Source organism: Hydrogenophaga sedimenti (genome assembly GCF_051857515.1).
GTDB lineage: Bacteria > Pseudomonadota > Gammaproteobacteria > Burkholderiales > Burkholderiaceae_C > Hydrogenophaga.
Genome location: NZ_JBPZHA010000007.1, coordinates 236,672 through 251,882 on the forward strand (window position 1 = coordinate 236,672; position 15,211 = coordinate 251,882).

Annotated in this window: 12 protein-coding genes and 1 tRNA gene; 5 read left to right on the top strand and 8 right to left on the bottom strand. The window is 68.4% G+C overall.

Translation table 11 applies throughout. From position 1 onward, the window contains the following. Nucleotides 1–46: 46 nt before the first annotated feature. The 5 genes from clpP to ACS5NL_RS13815 form a co-directional block, all read right to left on the bottom strand. Nucleotides 47–664: an ATP-dependent Clp endopeptidase proteolytic subunit ClpP gene (clpP, locus tag ACS5NL_RS13795; RefSeq protein ID WP_439354430.1), complete on the bottom strand. Its 618-nt coding sequence runs from the start codon at nucleotides 662–664 to the stop codon at nucleotides 47–49. Between the two features lie 195 nt (nucleotides 665–859). Further along, nucleotides 860–2,170 carry a trigger factor gene (tig, locus tag ACS5NL_RS13800; RefSeq protein WP_439354431.1) on the bottom strand — a complete coding sequence of 437 codons (1,311 nt, stop codon included), beginning with the start codon at nucleotides 2,168–2,170 and terminating at the stop codon, nucleotides 860–862. Between the two features lie 69 nt (nucleotides 2,171–2,239). After that, nucleotides 2,240–2,326: transfer RNA gene (locus ACS5NL_RS13805), tRNA-Leu, on the bottom strand. A gap of 61 nt (nucleotides 2,327–2,387) precedes the next feature. Next, nucleotides 2,388–5,543 carry an efflux RND transporter permease subunit gene (locus ACS5NL_RS13810; protein WP_439354432.1) on the bottom strand — a complete coding sequence of 1,052 codons (3,156 nt, stop codon included), beginning with the start codon at nucleotides 5,541–5,543 and terminating at the stop codon, nucleotides 2,388–2,390. Nucleotides 5,544–5,551: 8 nt separating this feature from the next. Next, nucleotides 5,552–6,670 carry an efflux RND transporter periplasmic adaptor subunit gene (locus tag ACS5NL_RS13815; RefSeq protein WP_439354433.1) on the bottom strand — a complete coding sequence of 373 codons (1,119 nt, stop codon included), beginning with the start codon at nucleotides 6,668–6,670 and terminating at the stop codon, nucleotides 5,552–5,554. A 201-nt stretch (nucleotides 6,671–6,871) separates the two neighbouring features. Here ACS5NL_RS13815 and hpnC point away from each other — a divergent pair, with 201 nt between their 5' ends. Beyond that, nucleotides 6,872–7,777 (top strand): squalene synthase HpnC, encoded by a 906-nt coding sequence (gene hpnC, locus ACS5NL_RS13820; protein WP_439354434.1) that lies wholly within the window; start codon nucleotides 6,872–6,874, stop codon nucleotides 7,775–7,777. Here the strand turns inward: hpnC and ACS5NL_RS13825 are convergent. After that, on the bottom strand, nucleotides 7,752–8,555 hold the full coding sequence (locus tag ACS5NL_RS13825; RefSeq protein ID WP_439354435.1) for a sensor histidine kinase: 804 nt from the start codon (nucleotides 8,553–8,555) through the stop codon (nucleotides 7,752–7,754). The genes hpnC and ACS5NL_RS13825 overlap by 26 nt on opposite strands. Nucleotides 8,556–8,946: 391 nt before the next feature. On the opposite strand from ACS5NL_RS13825, the gene ACS5NL_RS13830 reads away from it, so the two are divergent. From ACS5NL_RS13830 to hpnE, 3 genes are read left to right on the top strand one after another with little or no spacing between them, the layout of a single operon-like run. Further along, nucleotides 8,947–9,651, top strand: a complete 705-nt coding sequence (locus tag ACS5NL_RS13830) for a Crp/Fnr family transcriptional regulator (RefSeq protein ID WP_439354436.1) — start codon at nucleotides 8,947–8,949, stop codon at nucleotides 9,649–9,651. Between the two features lie 49 nt (nucleotides 9,652–9,700). Beyond that, on the top strand, nucleotides 9,701–10,567 hold the full coding sequence (gene hpnD, locus ACS5NL_RS13835) for a presqualene diphosphate synthase HpnD (protein ID WP_439354437.1): 867 nt from the start codon (nucleotides 9,701–9,703) through the stop codon (nucleotides 10,565–10,567). After that, nucleotides 10,564–11,892, top strand: a complete 1,329-nt coding sequence (gene hpnE, locus ACS5NL_RS13840; protein WP_439354438.1) for a hydroxysqualene dehydroxylase HpnE — start codon at nucleotides 10,564–10,566, stop codon at nucleotides 11,890–11,892. The genes hpnD and hpnE overlap by 4 nt, the downstream gene beginning before the upstream one ends. On the opposite strand, the gene ACS5NL_RS13845 is transcribed toward hpnE, so the two are convergent. Together ACS5NL_RS13845 and ACS5NL_RS13850 are read right to left on the bottom strand one after the other, a co-directional pair. Then, nucleotides 11,859–12,518 (bottom strand): glutathione S-transferase family protein, encoded by a 660-nt coding sequence (locus tag ACS5NL_RS13845; RefSeq protein WP_439354439.1) that lies wholly within the window; start codon nucleotides 12,516–12,518, stop codon nucleotides 11,859–11,861. The two genes, hpnE and ACS5NL_RS13845, sit on opposite strands and share 34 nt — an antisense overlap. A gap of 13 nt (nucleotides 12,519–12,531) precedes the next feature. Further along, nucleotides 12,532–13,272 (bottom strand): HAD family hydrolase, encoded by a 741-nt coding sequence (locus ACS5NL_RS13850; protein WP_439354440.1) that lies wholly within the window; start codon nucleotides 13,270–13,272, stop codon nucleotides 12,532–12,534. A gap of 19 nt (nucleotides 13,273–13,291) precedes the next feature. Here ACS5NL_RS13850 and hemH point away from each other — a divergent pair, with 19 nt between their 5' ends. Then, on the top strand, nucleotides 13,292–14,383 hold the full coding sequence (hemH, locus tag ACS5NL_RS13855; protein WP_439354441.1) for a ferrochelatase: 1,092 nt from the start codon (nucleotides 13,292–13,294) through the stop codon (nucleotides 14,381–14,383). Nucleotides 14,384–15,211 lie beyond the last annotated feature (828 nt).

The window sequence follows — 15,211 nt, forward strand, 5'->3', positions numbered from 1 at the left end:
CACCATCGAACGAGCACTTTTTCATGACGTTGGCCGATCTGGATGATCAGGCGGCGGTCGCACGCTTGTCGATCACCTTGTCGATCAGGCCGTATTCGGCCGACTCGGCGGCCGACAGGTAGTAGTCGCGCTCGGTGTCGCGCTCGATCTTTTCCAGCGACTGGCCGGTGCGCTCCGCCAGGATCTTGTTGAGCTGCTCGCGAGTCTTGAGGATCTCGCGCGCATGGATCTCGATCTCGGTCGCCTGGCCCTGGGTGCCTCCCAGCGGCTGGTGGATCATGATCTTGGAGTTGGGCAGTGCAAAACGCTTGCCCTTGGCGCCGGCGGCCAGCAGGAAAGCACCCATGCTCGCGGCCATGCCGGTGCACAGCGTGGAGACATCCGGCTTGATGAAGTTCATCGTGTCGAAGATCGCCATGCCGGCGCTGACCGACCCACCCGGAGAGTTGATGTAGAACGAGATGTCCTTGTCGGGGTTCTCGCTTTCCAGGAACAGCAGCTGCGCCACCACCAGGTTGGCCGACTGGTCATTGACCGGGCCGACCAGGAAGATCACGCGCTCCTTGAGCAGGCGCGAATAGATGTCGTAGGCGCGTTCGCCGCGACCCGACTGCTCGATCACCATGGGCACCATGCCCAGACCCTGAATGTCCATTGCGCTCATGCGTTTCTCCAATGTTTGAGTGCGTCGATGTCACTACTGTAACCAACCCGCCAAAGCCGTATCCGGATCAGCGGCTTTGCCTGAGGCATGCATATGGCGTGCCCGGCAAAAAACACAAGTACCCGACACAAAACAAGAAGGGCGGATCGCTCCGCCCTTCTCCGGATGGCCTGGCGACGGGCGCCAGAAAGCCGATCAGGCCTGGCCCATCAGCTCGTCGAAACCGATCGCCTTGTCGGTGACCTTGGCCTTGGACAGCACGAACTCGGTCACGTTGTTTTCGATCACGACCGCTTCGATCTCGGCCATGCGGCGGTTGTCGCTGGTGTACCAGCGCACCACGTCGGCGGGCTTCTCGTAGGACGAGGCCAGGTCGTCGATGTGGGCCTTGATCTGCTCAGGCTTGGCGTGCAGCTCGTGGGCACGCACCAGCTCGGCCACCACCAGACCCAGACGCACGCGGCGCTCGGCCTGCTCCTGGAACAGCTCGGCGGGGATCGGGGCCTTGTCGGCGTCCTTGATGCCGCGCTGCTTGAGGTCGGCGCGGGCACCTTCGACCAGGCGGTCGACTTCGGACTGCACCACCGACTTCGGCAGGTCCAGCTCGGCCTTGGCCACCAGGGCGTCCATCACGGCCTGCTTGTTGCGGGCCTGGACGCGGAACTTGACTTCACGCTCCAGGTTCTTCTTGATGTCGGCGCGCAGGCCTTCGACCGTGCCGTCGGCGATGCCCAGCGACTTGGCCAGGGACTCGTCCACGTCGGGCAGATGGGCGGCTTCGATCTTGTTGACCGTCACCAGGAAGTCGGCGGTCTTGCCGGCCACGTCCTTGCCGTGGTAATCGGCGGGGAACGGCAGCGGGAAGGTCTTGGACTCGCCCGACTTCATGCCGCGCACGGCGTCTTCGAATTCCTTGAGCATCTGGCCGTCGCCGACGATGAACTGGAAGCCTTCGGCCTTGCCGCCTTCGAAGGCTTCGCCGTCGATCTTGCCGGCAAAGTCGATCGTCACGCGGTCGCCGTCGGCGGCGGCCTGGTCGGCGGCGCGCTGGGCGAAGGTGCGGCGCTGCTTGCGCAGGATGTCCAGGGTGCGGTCGATGGCGGCATCGCTGACGTCGGCGGTGACCTTGTCGATCTCGGCGGTCGACAGGTCAGCGATCTTGACTTCGGGATAGACCTCGAACACGGCGTCGAACGCCAGTTGGCCGTCGGGAGCGCCTTCTTTTTCGGTGATCTGGGGCTGGCCGGCCACGCGCAGCTTGGCCTCGCCGGCGGCGCTGGCAAAGGCCTCGCCGACCTTGTCGTTCATGACTTCGTAGTGCACCGAGTAGCCGTAGCGCTGGGCCACGACGTTCATCGGCACCTTGCCGGGACGGAAACCGTCCATCTTGACGTCGCGGGCCAGACGCTTGAGGCGCTTGGCCACTTCGTTCTGGATCACGTCGGCAGGCAGCGTCAGGGTGATCTTGCGCTCCAGCTTTTCCAGGGTCTCTACGGTCACGGTCATGGTGTTCTCCAATCAGGGAAATCGGTCGGCCAGCGCGGCCGACCGGTGTGGATCTGTTCGTCGGTGTTGTGGTGCGCGGGGGGGGACTCGAACCCCCACACCATTGCTGGCGTCAGGACCTAAACCTGGTGCGTCTACCAATTTCGCCACCCGCGCGCCGGACACGCGAAGCCTTGGAGGGCTTCGTTGACGGCAACCTTCTATTGTATCTGTTGGGCTAGTCGGTTCGCCGCACCCGGAACCAGGCGGCGTACATGGCCGGCAGCGCGAGCAGCGTCAGCACCGTGGCCACCACCAGGCCGCCCATGATCGCCACCGCCATCGGCCCCCAGAACACGCTGCGCGAAAGCGGGATCATGGCCAGCACCGCCGCCGCAGCGGTCAGCACGATCGGGCGCATCCGGCGCACCGCCGCCTCGACGATCGCGTCCCAGGCCGGCACGCCGCGTGCTCGGTCCTGCTCGATCTGGTCGATCAGGATCACCGAATTGCGCTGGATCATGCCCATCAGCGCGATCACGCCCAGCAGCGCCACGAAACCGAACGGACGGTTGAGCAGCAGCAGCGCGCCCGCCACCCCGGCCATGCCCAGCGGCCCGGTCAGGAACACCAGCAGCGAGCGGCTGAAGCTCTGCAGTTGCAGCATCAGCAGGGTGAAGGTGATGAACAGCATGATGGGCAGACCCGCCGCGATCGACGACGACCCCTTGCTGCTCTCCTCCACCGCCCCCGCCACCTGCACCCGGTAGCCGTTCAGCCCCTTGGTCGCCCAGGCCGCTTCCGCCTGGCGCAGCGTAGGCAGCAGCTCGGCCGTCACGGTGGCGCCCTGCAGGCCCTCGACCACATCGCCCTGCACGGTGATCGCGAATTCGCGGTTCTCGCGCCACAGCACGCCCGGCTCCCAGTCGAACACCGGTCGCGCGATCTGCGACAGCGGGATGCTCTTGCCGCTGCTGGTCGGCAGGTAGGCGTTGTTGAGACTTGTGATCGCGTCGCGCTCGGACAGCGGCTGGCGCAGCACGATGTCGATCAGCTTGTCGCCCTGACGGTACTGTCCCACGGTGCTGCCGGTCAGGGCGGTGCGCGTGGCGGTGGCGATGGACTGGCTGGACACGCCCAGTGCCCGGGCCTTGGTCTGGTCGATCTCCAGCCGCAGCGCCTTGACCGATTCGTTCCAGTTGTCGTTGACGCCACGCATGTTCGGATTCGCGCGCATCAGCACCTTGAGCTCGTCGCCCAGGCCGCGCAACACCGCAGGATCGGGCCCGACCACGCGGAACTGCACCGGATACGGCACCGGCGGACCATTGGGCAGCAGCTTCACCCGGCCCCGCACCTCGGGGAACTCGGTCGCCAGCAACGCCGGCAGCGCCTTGCGGATGCGCTCGCGCGCCACCAGGTCCTTGGGCAGCACGATCATCTGCGAGACGTTGCTCTGCGGAAAGATCTGATCCAGCGGCAGGTAGAAACGCGGCACGCCCGAGCCGACCCAGGTGCTCACGCTGAGCACGTCCGGCTCCTTCGCCAGCCGTGCCTCGACCCGGCGCGCGACCTCGTCGTTGGCCGACATGCTCGCGCCCTCAGGCAGCCAGATGTCGACCAGCACCTCGGGCCGCGCCGAGTCGGGGAAGAACTGCTGCTGCACCTTGCCCATGCCGGCCATGCCGAGCACAAAGGTGGCGATCGTCAGGCCGATGGTGATCCAGCGGTGCTGCACGCACCAGTTCACCAGCGCCCTGAATTTCACGTAGAACGGCCCGTCGAACACCTCGTGCGCCGGCCCGACGTGGGCTTTCACCTTGAGCAGCCTCACACCCAGGTAGGGCACGAACATCACGGCCACGATCCAGGACAGCACCAGCGCGATCACCGTCACCGCGAAGATCGCGAAGGTGTATTCGCCCACGGTCGAATTGGCCAGCCCGATCGGCAGGAAACCGGCCGCGGTGATCAGTGTGCCGGTCAGCATCGGCATGGCGGTGGCGTCCCAGGTGAAGGTCGCGGCCTTCATCATCGAGTAGCCCTCCTCCAGCTTGCGCACCATCATCTCGACCGCAATGATCGCGTCGTCGACCAGCAGGCCCAGCGCGATGATCAGCGAGCCCAGCGAGATCTTGTGCAGGCCGATGTGCCAGTAGCGCATCGCCAGGAAGGTGATCGCCAGCACCAGCGGAATCGTGATCAGCACCACCAGGCCCGGGCGCACGTCCAGCACATAGCGCCGTAGCCCGGTGCCGCCTTCGCGCCGGTGCAGCCCCAGGCTGATGAAACTCACCGCCAGCACGATCAGCACGGCCTCGATCAGCACGCCGACGAATTCGTTGACCGAGCGGCTCACGGCCTCTGGCTGGTCCTGCACCTGCACCAGCTCCATCCCGGCCGGCAGCGCGGAGCGGATCTCGCCCATCGACTCCTTGAGCGACTTGCCCAGGGCGATGATGTCGCCGCCCTTGTTCATCGAGATGCCCAGGGCGATGCTGTCGCGGCCGTTGTGCCGCACCATCACCTGGGGCGGGTCGGCGTAACCGGTGCGGATCTGCGCGATGTCGCCCAGGCGGATCTGGGTGCCGTTGGCGGCCCGGACCGGCATGGCACGCAACTGCTCGACGGTGTCGAAGGCGCCATCCACCCGCACCTGCACCACATCGTGCGGCGCCTGCACCGCGCCCGCCGATTCGATGGCGTTCTGCTGCCCGAGCGCCGTCAGGACGGCCTGCATGTCCAGACCGAGCGTGGCCAGGCGCTGGTGCGAGACCTCGATGAAGAGCTTTTCGTCCTGGGCGCCGAACAGCTCGACCTTGTTGACGTCCTTGACCCGCAGCAGCCTCTGCCGCACCTGGTCGGCCTCCTGCTTGAGCTCGGCCGGCGTGAAACCCTCGCCCTGCAGCGCATAGATGACGCCGAACACGTCGCCGAACTCGTCGTTGAAGAATGGTCCGACCACGCCCTGCGGCAGGGTGCTGCGCATGTCGCCGACCTTCTTGCGCACCGAGTACCAGATCTGCTGGATCTCGGCCGCCGGCGAGTTGTCGCGCACCTGGAACAGGATCAGCGTCTCGCCCGGCTTGGAATAGCTGCGGATCTTGTCGGCGTACGGCACTTCCTGCAGCGTCTTCTCGATCCGGTCGGCCACCTGCTCGGCCACCTGCTGCGACGTGGCACCCGGCCAGTACGCCCGCACCACCATCGCGCGGAAGGTGAACGGCGGGTCTTCGTCCTGACCGAGCTGGAAGTAGGACGCCACGCCCAGTACCATCAGCACGATCATCAGATAGCGGGTGAAGGCCTGGTGGTCCAGGGCCCACTGGGACAGGTTGAAACGCGACACCCAGGACGAGCCGGGCTGGCCGCTGTGCGCTTGGTTCTGGCTCATCGGGAACCTCAGCGGACAGCGGTGGAAGCGAAACGCACGACCTTCTGGCCCGGCGAGAGCACATGCACGCCCGCGGCCACGATCTCCTCACCGTCCTTCAGGCCCGACACGATGACGATCTCGTTGCCGTCCGCACCCGCCACGATCACGCTGCGCATCGACACCGTGCTGCCGGTCGGATCAAACACCCAGACCGCACTGTCCTTGCCGCCGGGGGCGCGCACCAGCGCACTGGTGGGCAGGCGGATCTGTCCGGCCGCCGCGGCGGCGCCGGCTGCGGCCGGCTCGCCCTCGAACTGCACGGACACGGTGGCGCCCAGCGCCACCTTGGCATCGGCCGGCAGCGACAGCTTGACCTGGAAGGTGCGGGTCACCGGGTCGGCGCTGGCCGCCACCTCACGCACCTGGGCCTGCAACGGTGCGGGGGCCAGGCCCGCGCCCGACCACAGGACCACCTGCGCCGCCTGACCGGCACGCACCCGCGCGATGCGGTCTTCGGGCACCGCGATCACCGCGTCCCGCGCGCCATCGCGCGCCAGGCGCATGACCGGCGCGCCGGCCGCGACCACCTGCCCGGGCTCGGCCTCGACCGACAGCACCACGCCCGGACCGTCGGCCAGCAGGCGCGCGTACCCCGCCTGGTTGCCCTGCACCGCGCCCTGGGCACGCGCCTGCCGCAGCGTGGCCTCGGCGGCATCGAGGGTGGCCTGCCGGCGCTCGATCTCGGCGCCGCTGACGAAGCCCTGGGTCTTCAGGTCGGAAAACCGCTTGAAGTCGGCGGCCGCGAGGTCGCGCTGGGTCTGGGCTGCGGCGATCTGGGCCTGCGCCGCCTGGGCGGCCAGTGCCAGGTCCTGGGCGTCCAGCTGGGCCAGCAACTGGCCGGCCGCCACCCTCTGTCCGACCTCGACCGGGCGCTGCACCAGCTTGCCGCCGACCCGGAAGCCCAGCCGCGACTCGGTCCTGGCGCGGATCTCGCCGGCATAACCCGACCGCGCCTGCAGCGCGCCGTGGTGGACCGTCATCAGCTTGACCGAACGGATCGGCTCCTGGGGCACTTCGGGCCGGGAACACGCCGCCAGCAGCAGCACGGTCGACAGGAGTGGCACGAGCAAGGGGGACTTCTTCATGGCGCAGCGGTGTGGGGAGGTAGCGGATCGGTCAAAATTAATGACTGACCGGTTAGTAATCAAATTGTAGTGCAATCGAATGCCGGCTGTCGACGCGCCAGGGGATGGCCGACCGCCCTGCCAGCAGGCAGCGACTGTGCCCGTGAGAAACTGCCCGGGCCGCCTTCCCCCGTCAACCCCTGCAACGCCCTGTCCCGCTCCATGCCCGCGCAAGCCACGCCGCTGACCAGCCAGGTCGGTCACTACGAGAACTTCCCGGTCGCCTCCTGGCTGTGCCCGGCCGCGATCCGGCCGGCGGTGATGGCCATCTACCACTTCGCGCGCACCGCGGACGACCTCGCCGACGAAGGATCGGCCACGGCCCCGGAACGGCTGGCCGCACTGTCAGGCTACCGGATGACGCTGGACCGCTGCGCCACCGCGCCCGACCAGGCCGCGACTTCCGGCGAATGGCCCGAGGTCTTCGGCCCGTTGGCCCGCCAGATCGCGCAGCACCGCCTGCCCATGGCGCTGCTGCACGACCTGCTCAGTGCGTTCGAGCAGGACGTGCGGCACACCGCCAGCGGTCATGTCTACGCCGACACGGCCGAGTTGCTGGACTACTGCCGCCTGTCCGCCAACCCCGTGGGCCGGCTGCTGCTGCACCTGTACGGCATCGACGATGCCCTCTCGCTGGAACGCAGCGATGCCGTGTGCAGCGCACTGCAGTTGATCAACTTCTGGCAGGACATTTCGGTCGACCACGCGCGCGGCCGCCACTACCTGCCGGGCGATGCGCTGGCGCGCCACGACCTCACGCTGGCGGACTTTTCAGCGCGGTCCCCGGAGGACGTCCAGCAGCGTTGCCAGACCGCGGTCACCGGACTGTGCGCCCAGGCCCGCGACCTGATGCTGCAGGGCGCACCGCTGGCCCGGCGCATTCCGGGCCGCGCCGGCTGGGAGCTCAGGCTGGTGGTCGAAGGGGGCCTGCGCATCCTGGACAAGATCGCCGCCATCGATCACCGCAGCTGGCTGCAGCGGCCCACTGTCGGCAAGGCCGACGTTCCCGTGATGCTCTGGCGCGCCCTGACCGGCGCCCACCTCAGTCGGGCGACGCCGGCAGGCTGAAGCCGAAACTGGCGCCCTGCCCCGGGCGGCCGCTGGCCCAGACGCGGCCGCCGTGGCATTCGACGATGCGCCGGACCATGGCCAGGCCCACGCCCTGCCCCGGCGATGGCGCCTTCTGCCCCTGCTGGAACAGGCCGAACAGCACCGCGGCCTTGTCGGGCTCGAATCCCGGTCCGTTGTCGTGCACCACATAGACGTTGCCACCGGGCACGGCTTCGTAACCCACCTCGACGCGCGGGTCTGCGCTGGTGCGTGCGTGACGCACCGCGTTGTCCAGCAGTTCGGCCCAGACCCGCCGCAGCAGGTCCGCATCGGCAAACGCCGGCGGCAATTCCGAGACCACGCTGCAACTCACGTCAGCGCCCTCACCGGCCGCGCCAAGCCCCTGCATCACCGACCGGACCACCGCCGCCGAGTCCACCCACTCGGGCCGCAGGTCTTCGGCCTGCAGGCGCGCCAGGTCCGACACCGCCTCCATCAGCCGCTGCAGACGGCGGCTGGAATCAAGCACCTTCAGCGACAGCCGGGCCACCTGCTCCGGCTGGTGCGCGCAGGATGGCTCACCCAGCAGTTGGGCGTAGCTGGCCACATGGCGCAGCGAAGTCCGCAGGTCGTGGGCCAGCGCGTGGGAAATGTCGCGAAGGGTCTGCTCCGCCGAGGCCAGCCGGCCCAGAAGGACCGCATCCGCAGGGGCTGCCACGCCGCCAGGGCCTGGCGGTGAGACCGCCGGATCGGCCCGCATGGCCAGCGGATGCCGTAATTCGTGAGGGGTAGCCATGGAGACGAAGTCGAAAAGATGCCAACGCACGCGTCGCGGGAACACTTCCCGGCGACATGCCGACACTATCGCGGCAAGCCATGCAAACCTTTGTTAGCAAACGACATTGGTTCCCGTGAAATCGGTAAATCTGCGTCGAATGTGACGCAACCCGCAGTCACCACCCCGGTGGCAACCATGCCTGTGGCACATCTCGTCCATGACCACCAGCGGCATGCCACCCCAAAGACCCAAGAAGTCTCCCCGGCCGTCCGCCAGCGGCACCGCACGCACGACCCGCGTGCAAAAAGCCACGGAACGGGCGGTCCAGCCACTGCAGAAAACATCTTCGCGGCCGATGAAGGAGGAACAGCCCCCACGGGTTGGCCAATCCGCCTCACGCCCCGCCCAGATGCCCGCCCCCACTTCCCTGCCCGACACCACCCAGCGCTGCCGGGTCTGCGTCGCCCGCACCGGCTGCCTGTTTGGCCAGTTGCCACGCGCCCAGCTGGAAAAGCTGGACCCGCTGATCCGCGAACTCGACTTCCGCAAAGGTGAAATGCTCCAGACCGAAGGTGCGCAGCCGCCGGTGGTGCGTAGCATCAAGGTCGGCACGGTCATGCTGGCGCGCGTCGGCCCCGACGGACAGTCGCGCCCGGTGGCGATGGTCGGCCGCAGCCACCTGCTGGACGTCTGCTCGCTGGTCGGTACGCGGGCCCTGCTCAGCGCGCAGGCCCTGTCGGCCGGCCGGGTGTGCGAACTGCCGGTGAGCGCCCTGCGCAGCACGCTGGACAAGGACCCGGCGCTGCTCGATGCCCTGCACCGGCAGATGGGGCGCTCCTTCGAATCGCTGGCCGACTGGGGCCATCTGATGCGCCTGCGCGGCCTGCCGCGCCAGCTGGTGGCGGCGCTGCGCCTGCTGACGCGGGAACAAGGCACCTCCACCGTGCTGCTGCCCAGCCAGGTCGCGCTGGCCTCTGTGCTCTCGACCACCCGGGAATCGGTGGCGCGCACGCTCAGGCAGCTCGAAGAAGACGGGCACCTGCTGCGCCGCGACCGCTGGCACGGCGAACTCACCGGCACGCACCGCCAGGTGTTCCGCGACGCGGCGGCCTGACCGGCCCCTGCCCAAGGGCTGTTTACACTCGGGAACCACCTCCCGAGACATGACACCTCAAGACTACGCCCAGCAGAAAGCCGCCGCCTCCGGCAGCAGCTTCTATTACGCCTTCCTGTTCCTGCCGCCCGAGCGCCGTGCCGCGATCACGGCGTTCTACGCCTTCTGCCGCGAGGTGGACGATGTGGTCGACGAGGTCAGCGACCTGGGCGTGGCGCAAGCCAAGCTGGGCTGGTGGCGCCAGCAGGTGGCGCAGGCCTACGCCGGCCGCGCCGACCACCCCGCGCTGCAGGCGCTGATGCCCCACGCGAGCACCTTCGGCATCGAGGCGCGGCACCTGCTGGCCGTGATCGACGGCTGCCAGATGGACCTCGACCAGAGCCGCTACCTCGACTTCCCCAACCTGCAGCAGTACTGCCATCTGGTGGCCGGCGTCGTGGGCGAAGTGGCGGCGCGCATCTTCGGGCAGACCGACCCGCGCACCACCGGCTACGCCCACCACCTGGGCCTGGCGTTCCAGCTGACCAACATCATCCGCGACGTCGGCGAAGACGCCGCGCGTGGCCGCATCTATCTGCCGGTCAACGAACTGCAGCGCTTTGACGTCAAGGCGCACGAGCTGATCAAGCGCGGCGCCGCACCGGGCATGGACCCGGCCGACTTCCAGCGCCGCTTCCTGCCGCTGATGCGGTTCCAGTGCGAACGTGCGCTCCAGACCTACGACGAGGCGCTGGCCCTGCTGCCCGAGGCCGACCGCCGGGCCCAGAAGCCGGGCCTGATGATGGCCAGCATCTACCGCACCCTGCTGCAGGAAATCGCCGCCGACCCGCTGCTGGTCCTGACCAAGCGGGTGAGCCTGACCCCGCTGCGCAAACTGTGGCTGGCGTGGAAGGTTCAAGCCCTCGGACGTCTATGAAGTTGGCCGTGGTCGGTGCCGGCTGGGCCGGTCTGGCGGCTGCCGTCGAAGCGGTGGCGCTCGGCGCCGACGTCACGCTGTTCGAAGCCACCCGCACCCCCGGCGGCCGCGCCCGCGCCCTGCCCGCGCAGCGCCCGGACGGCGTGCCGCTGCTGCTGGACAACGGCCAGCACATCCTGATCGGCGCCTACCGCGAGACGCTGGCCCTGATGCAGCGTCTCGGTGTGGACCCGCAGAGCGCGCTGCTGGGCACGCCGCTGTCCCTGCCCTACCCCGACGGCAGTGGGCTGCAGACCCCGGCCTGGGCCGCGCGCTGGCCCGCGCCGCTGGACGCCGTGGCCGCCATCCTGACCGCGCGCGGCTGGCGCTGGAGCGAGCGGCTGGCCCTGGTCCGCGCCTCGCTGGGCTGGCAGCGCTCGGGTTTTGCCTGTGATCCCAGGATGACCGTGGGCGAGTTGTGCCGTGCACTGCCCGCCCGGGTGATGGAAGAACTGATCGAGCCGCTGTGCGTCTCGGCCCTGAACCTGCCGGCCGCCGCGGCCAGTGCCCAGGTGTTCCTGACCGTGATGCGCGACGCCCTGTTCGGCCAGGGTTTCGGTGTCTGGTCAGCCTCGGCCCTGCTGCTGCCGCGCGACGACCTTGGCGCCCTGTTGCCCGAGGCCGCCAGCCGCCATCTGGGGCACCGGGTGCGGCGGGGCACACGGGTCACGGAACTGCAGGAAACGGATGCCGGCTGGACGCTGTCCGGCGATGGCTGGTCGGACCACTTCGACCGCGTGATCTGGGCCACCGCGGCCAGCCCGGCCGCGTCGGTCATGGGTGCGGCCAACGAGGTCAGCGCCGACGGCGCCGCGCTGCGCGACTGGGCCGCAACCACCCGGCGGCTGGACTTCACCGCCATCACCACCGTCTACGCCTGGGCGCCCACTGCGCGGCTGAACGCCCCCATGGTCGCGTTGCGTTGCGGCCCCGAGGCGCCAGCCCAGTTCGTGTTCGACCGTGGCCGGCTGCGCCCCGGCGATGCGTCGGCGCAAGGCCTGCTGGCCTTCGTGGTCAGCGCCAGCGAGGGAGACCGCGATGCGCTGCAGGCCCGGGTGTTGGCGCAGGCCGCCAGCCAGCTGGGCCTGCGCGACCTGCAGCCGGTGCAGACCGTGGTCGAAAAACGCGCCACCTTCGCCTGCACGCCGGGACTGCTGCGTCCAGCCGCGGCCATCGCACCAGGCCTGTGGGCCGCGGGAGACTACATCGATGGCCCCTACCCCGCCACGCTCGAAGGCGCGGTGCGCAGCGGTCAGGCCGCCGCCCGGCTCGCCTGCGCGGCCTGAAACGCCGGCCGGCCGACACAGGCCCGCACCCAGGCCCGCGTCAGCGGGTGCGCTGACATCAGCCCGCGGGCGGGACGCAGCCAGTGCAGGACACTGGCCACACACAGGTCGGCCACCGTGAACCGCGCCGCGGCCAGGTGTGCTTCGCCCCGCTCCCGCTGCCGCGCCAGGTGCTGCTCGATCAGCCGCAGCGGCACCGCCAGCCGCCGCTCGGCCACATGGGCCAGATCGGGCTTGCGCCGCGCCACCGGCATCACCACGCGGTGCATCAGCAGCGTCAGCGCGTCGGCCTCGCATTCACCCATGACCCAGAAACTCCAGCGCAGGGCCTCGGCATCCTCGCGCGCGGTCGCGGGCGCGATCGACCGACCATCGGCCACCCCATGGTGCCGGGCAATGTAGAGCGCACAGGCCATGCTTTCCCAGACCACGACCTCGCCCTCCGGACGCGCGTCGACCACCACCGGGATGTGACCGTTCGGGTTGAGCGCGAGAAACTCCGGCGTGCGGGTGGCGCCGCCCTGGTAGGGCGTGGCCACGTGGTGGAAGTCCAGACCCAGCTCGGACGCGGCCCAGAGCGGGCGCAAGGCGCGCGAGGCGGCAATCCCGTGGATGCTCAGGCCCACACCGACTCCCCCGTCAGGCCGACAGCGCGCGGCACAGGGCGCCCAGTTCGCTGACCGTGAGGTGCGGCACCAGCGGGGCGTGGTCCCAGGTGTGGCCGCCGCGGTTCACCCAGGCCAGCTGCATGCCCGCGTTCAGCGCGCCGACACCATCGAGATGGGCATCGTCACCGATGTGCAGCACCTCGTGCGGTGCCACGCCCGCGGCCTCTGCCGCCGCCTGGAAGATGCGCGGATCGGGTTTGCCGATGCCGAACTCGCGCGCGCTGACCGAGGCATGGAAAAACGTTCCGATCCCCACACGGTGCACGTCGGCATTGCCGTTGGACAGCGCCACCACCGGAAAGCGCTGGCTGAGGAATTCGAGCATGGGCAGCGCATCTTCGAACAGGTCGACCCGCTGCCGCTCGGCGAAGAAAACCTCGAACGCCGGATCGGCCAGCGCCGGATCGTCGCCGCCGCTGAGCAGCACACGGCGGATCGCTTCGAGCCGCAGCGCGCTCATGTCGTGCGCCAGATCGGGCCGCTCCACGTTCAGGGCCTCGCGCACCTGGCGCAACACCGCGCGATCACGGCACAGGGCGCCAGTGGCCGGCGCATTCGCCTCCAGCCAGTCCTGCAGCACCTGCTCGGCGCGCCCGATCGTCGGCCAGATCGGCCACAGCGTGTCGTCCAGGTCGAGCGTGATGGCGCGGATGCGGGACAGGTCCAGCCCCTGATCGGGCGGGTTCGTGCGCGGGCGTTCGGGGGTATTCATGGCTGCGGGAGAATAGCGCATGCCCTTCCAGACAGAACCCGCTTTCAAACATGGCCAGGCGCCCCGCACGGCCATCGTGTGGTGCAACCTCGGCACGCCCGACGAACCCACGGCGCCGGCGCTGCGCCGCTATCTGGCCGAGTTCCTGGGCGACCCGCGCGTGGTCGAAATCCCGCGCGCGGTCTGGATGCTGATCCTGCACGGCATCATCCTGCGCACCCGCCCCGCCAAGTCGGCCGCCAAGTACGCCAGCATCTGGACACCCGAGGGTTCGCCGCTGAAGGTCTGGACCGACAAGCAGTCCAAGATGCTGCAGGGCTACCTCGGCGAACGCGGCCACCAGGTCACCGTGCGCTACGCGATGCGCTACGGCAACCCCTCGATGCCGTCGGTGCTCGACGAACTCAAGGCGCAGGGCGTGACCCGCATCCTGATCCTGCCGGCCTACCCGCAGTACAGCGGCACCACCACCGCCAGCGTGATCGACGCCGTGTCGGCCTGGAGCCTGAAGATCCGCAACATCCCCGAGTTCCGCTTCGTCAACCGTTACCACGACGACCTCGGCTACATCGACGCGCTGCACCGCAAGATCCGCGCGCACTGGATGCACCACGGCCAGGGCGACCACCTCGTGATGAGCTTCCACGGCGTGCCCGAGCGCACGCTGCACCTGGGCGACCCGTACCACTGCGAATGCAACAAGACGGCGCGCATGCTGGCCGAAAAACTGGGGCTGGAGAAAGACCGCTACAGCGTCACCTTCCAGTCGCGCTTCGGCAAGGCCAAGTGGCTGGAGCCCTACACCGAGCCGACCCTGATCGCGCTGGCGAAAAAAGGGCTCAAGAGCGTGGACGTGGTCTGCCCCGGCTTCACCGGCGACTGCCTGGAGACGCTGGAAGAAATCCGCATGGAAGCGCAGGAAGCCTTCAAGCACGCCGGCGGCCAGCGCTTCGAATACATCGAGTGCCTCAACGACAGCCCGGACTGGATCCGCGCGCTGGCCGACCTGGCTGAGCGGCATTTGCAGGGGTGGGGGACGCTCCATGCGGATGACCCGATGCAGTTGGCGGCGAGCCGGGAACGGGCGTTGGCGCGGGGGGCGAAGGATTGAGGCACCTCGGAGTTCGGTTGCCGGATTTGTCGAATCTGTTATACCGGCGCCTGCCTGCAGCGGAGCTGCCTAGTCGCTTGATCTCAAAGGGTTTTCCTGAGTTCGAGGAGACTTTGTTTAACGGCAGCGGCTGTGGGTATCCGGCGTTTTGCCGTTTAAATCAAAGTTAGGCGTCATGAACACTCGCGCCGCGATCCGCAACGCGTTGGTACGCATTCCCGCTCCCTGGGGAGTCGCGCTCGGGCTGGCCGCATTCGCTGTCGCTTCACTCTTGCTTGTCCAAGTGCTGCCGCCGCAGCGAGATCCCGCGACGGAATGCGCAAGACAGTGCGCACCTCGGTTCGGGCAACTCGTGAAAGACATGGACTACCCAATGTCAGCCAAGGGGCAGTATCGCCAAGTCTGCAAATGCCAGTAGCTTGGCGTTGGCTCATCTGCCGTCCATCCGCACACATCGGAGTCACGTCTCTTGCCCATCCAAGTCAGGTCCACTTGCTGAACCGCGCACAAGGAGTCCTGGCAGAGACACATTGCCCCAAGAGCCACAACTCGCTGGCGCAGCTCTAGTCGCCCACCCCGCAATGACGCCTAACCCTTCGCTGGAGCCGACTCGCACCGGCATGGCACTTGGCCCGCGAGCCCGTGGTTCTTATCATCGGCCTCGCGGGCCAAGCGCCATCCCGGCGCTCGCGCCTCAGCTCAAACGTTAGGGATGGTGTTCAAAACACGTTTAGCGCCAGCCGATAGCGGGCGGCTTGCCACGACATGAAACAGCGCGACTCGGAATCAGCGAATTCAACGCAGTTTCTGCGTTTGCACCGCCCGTTT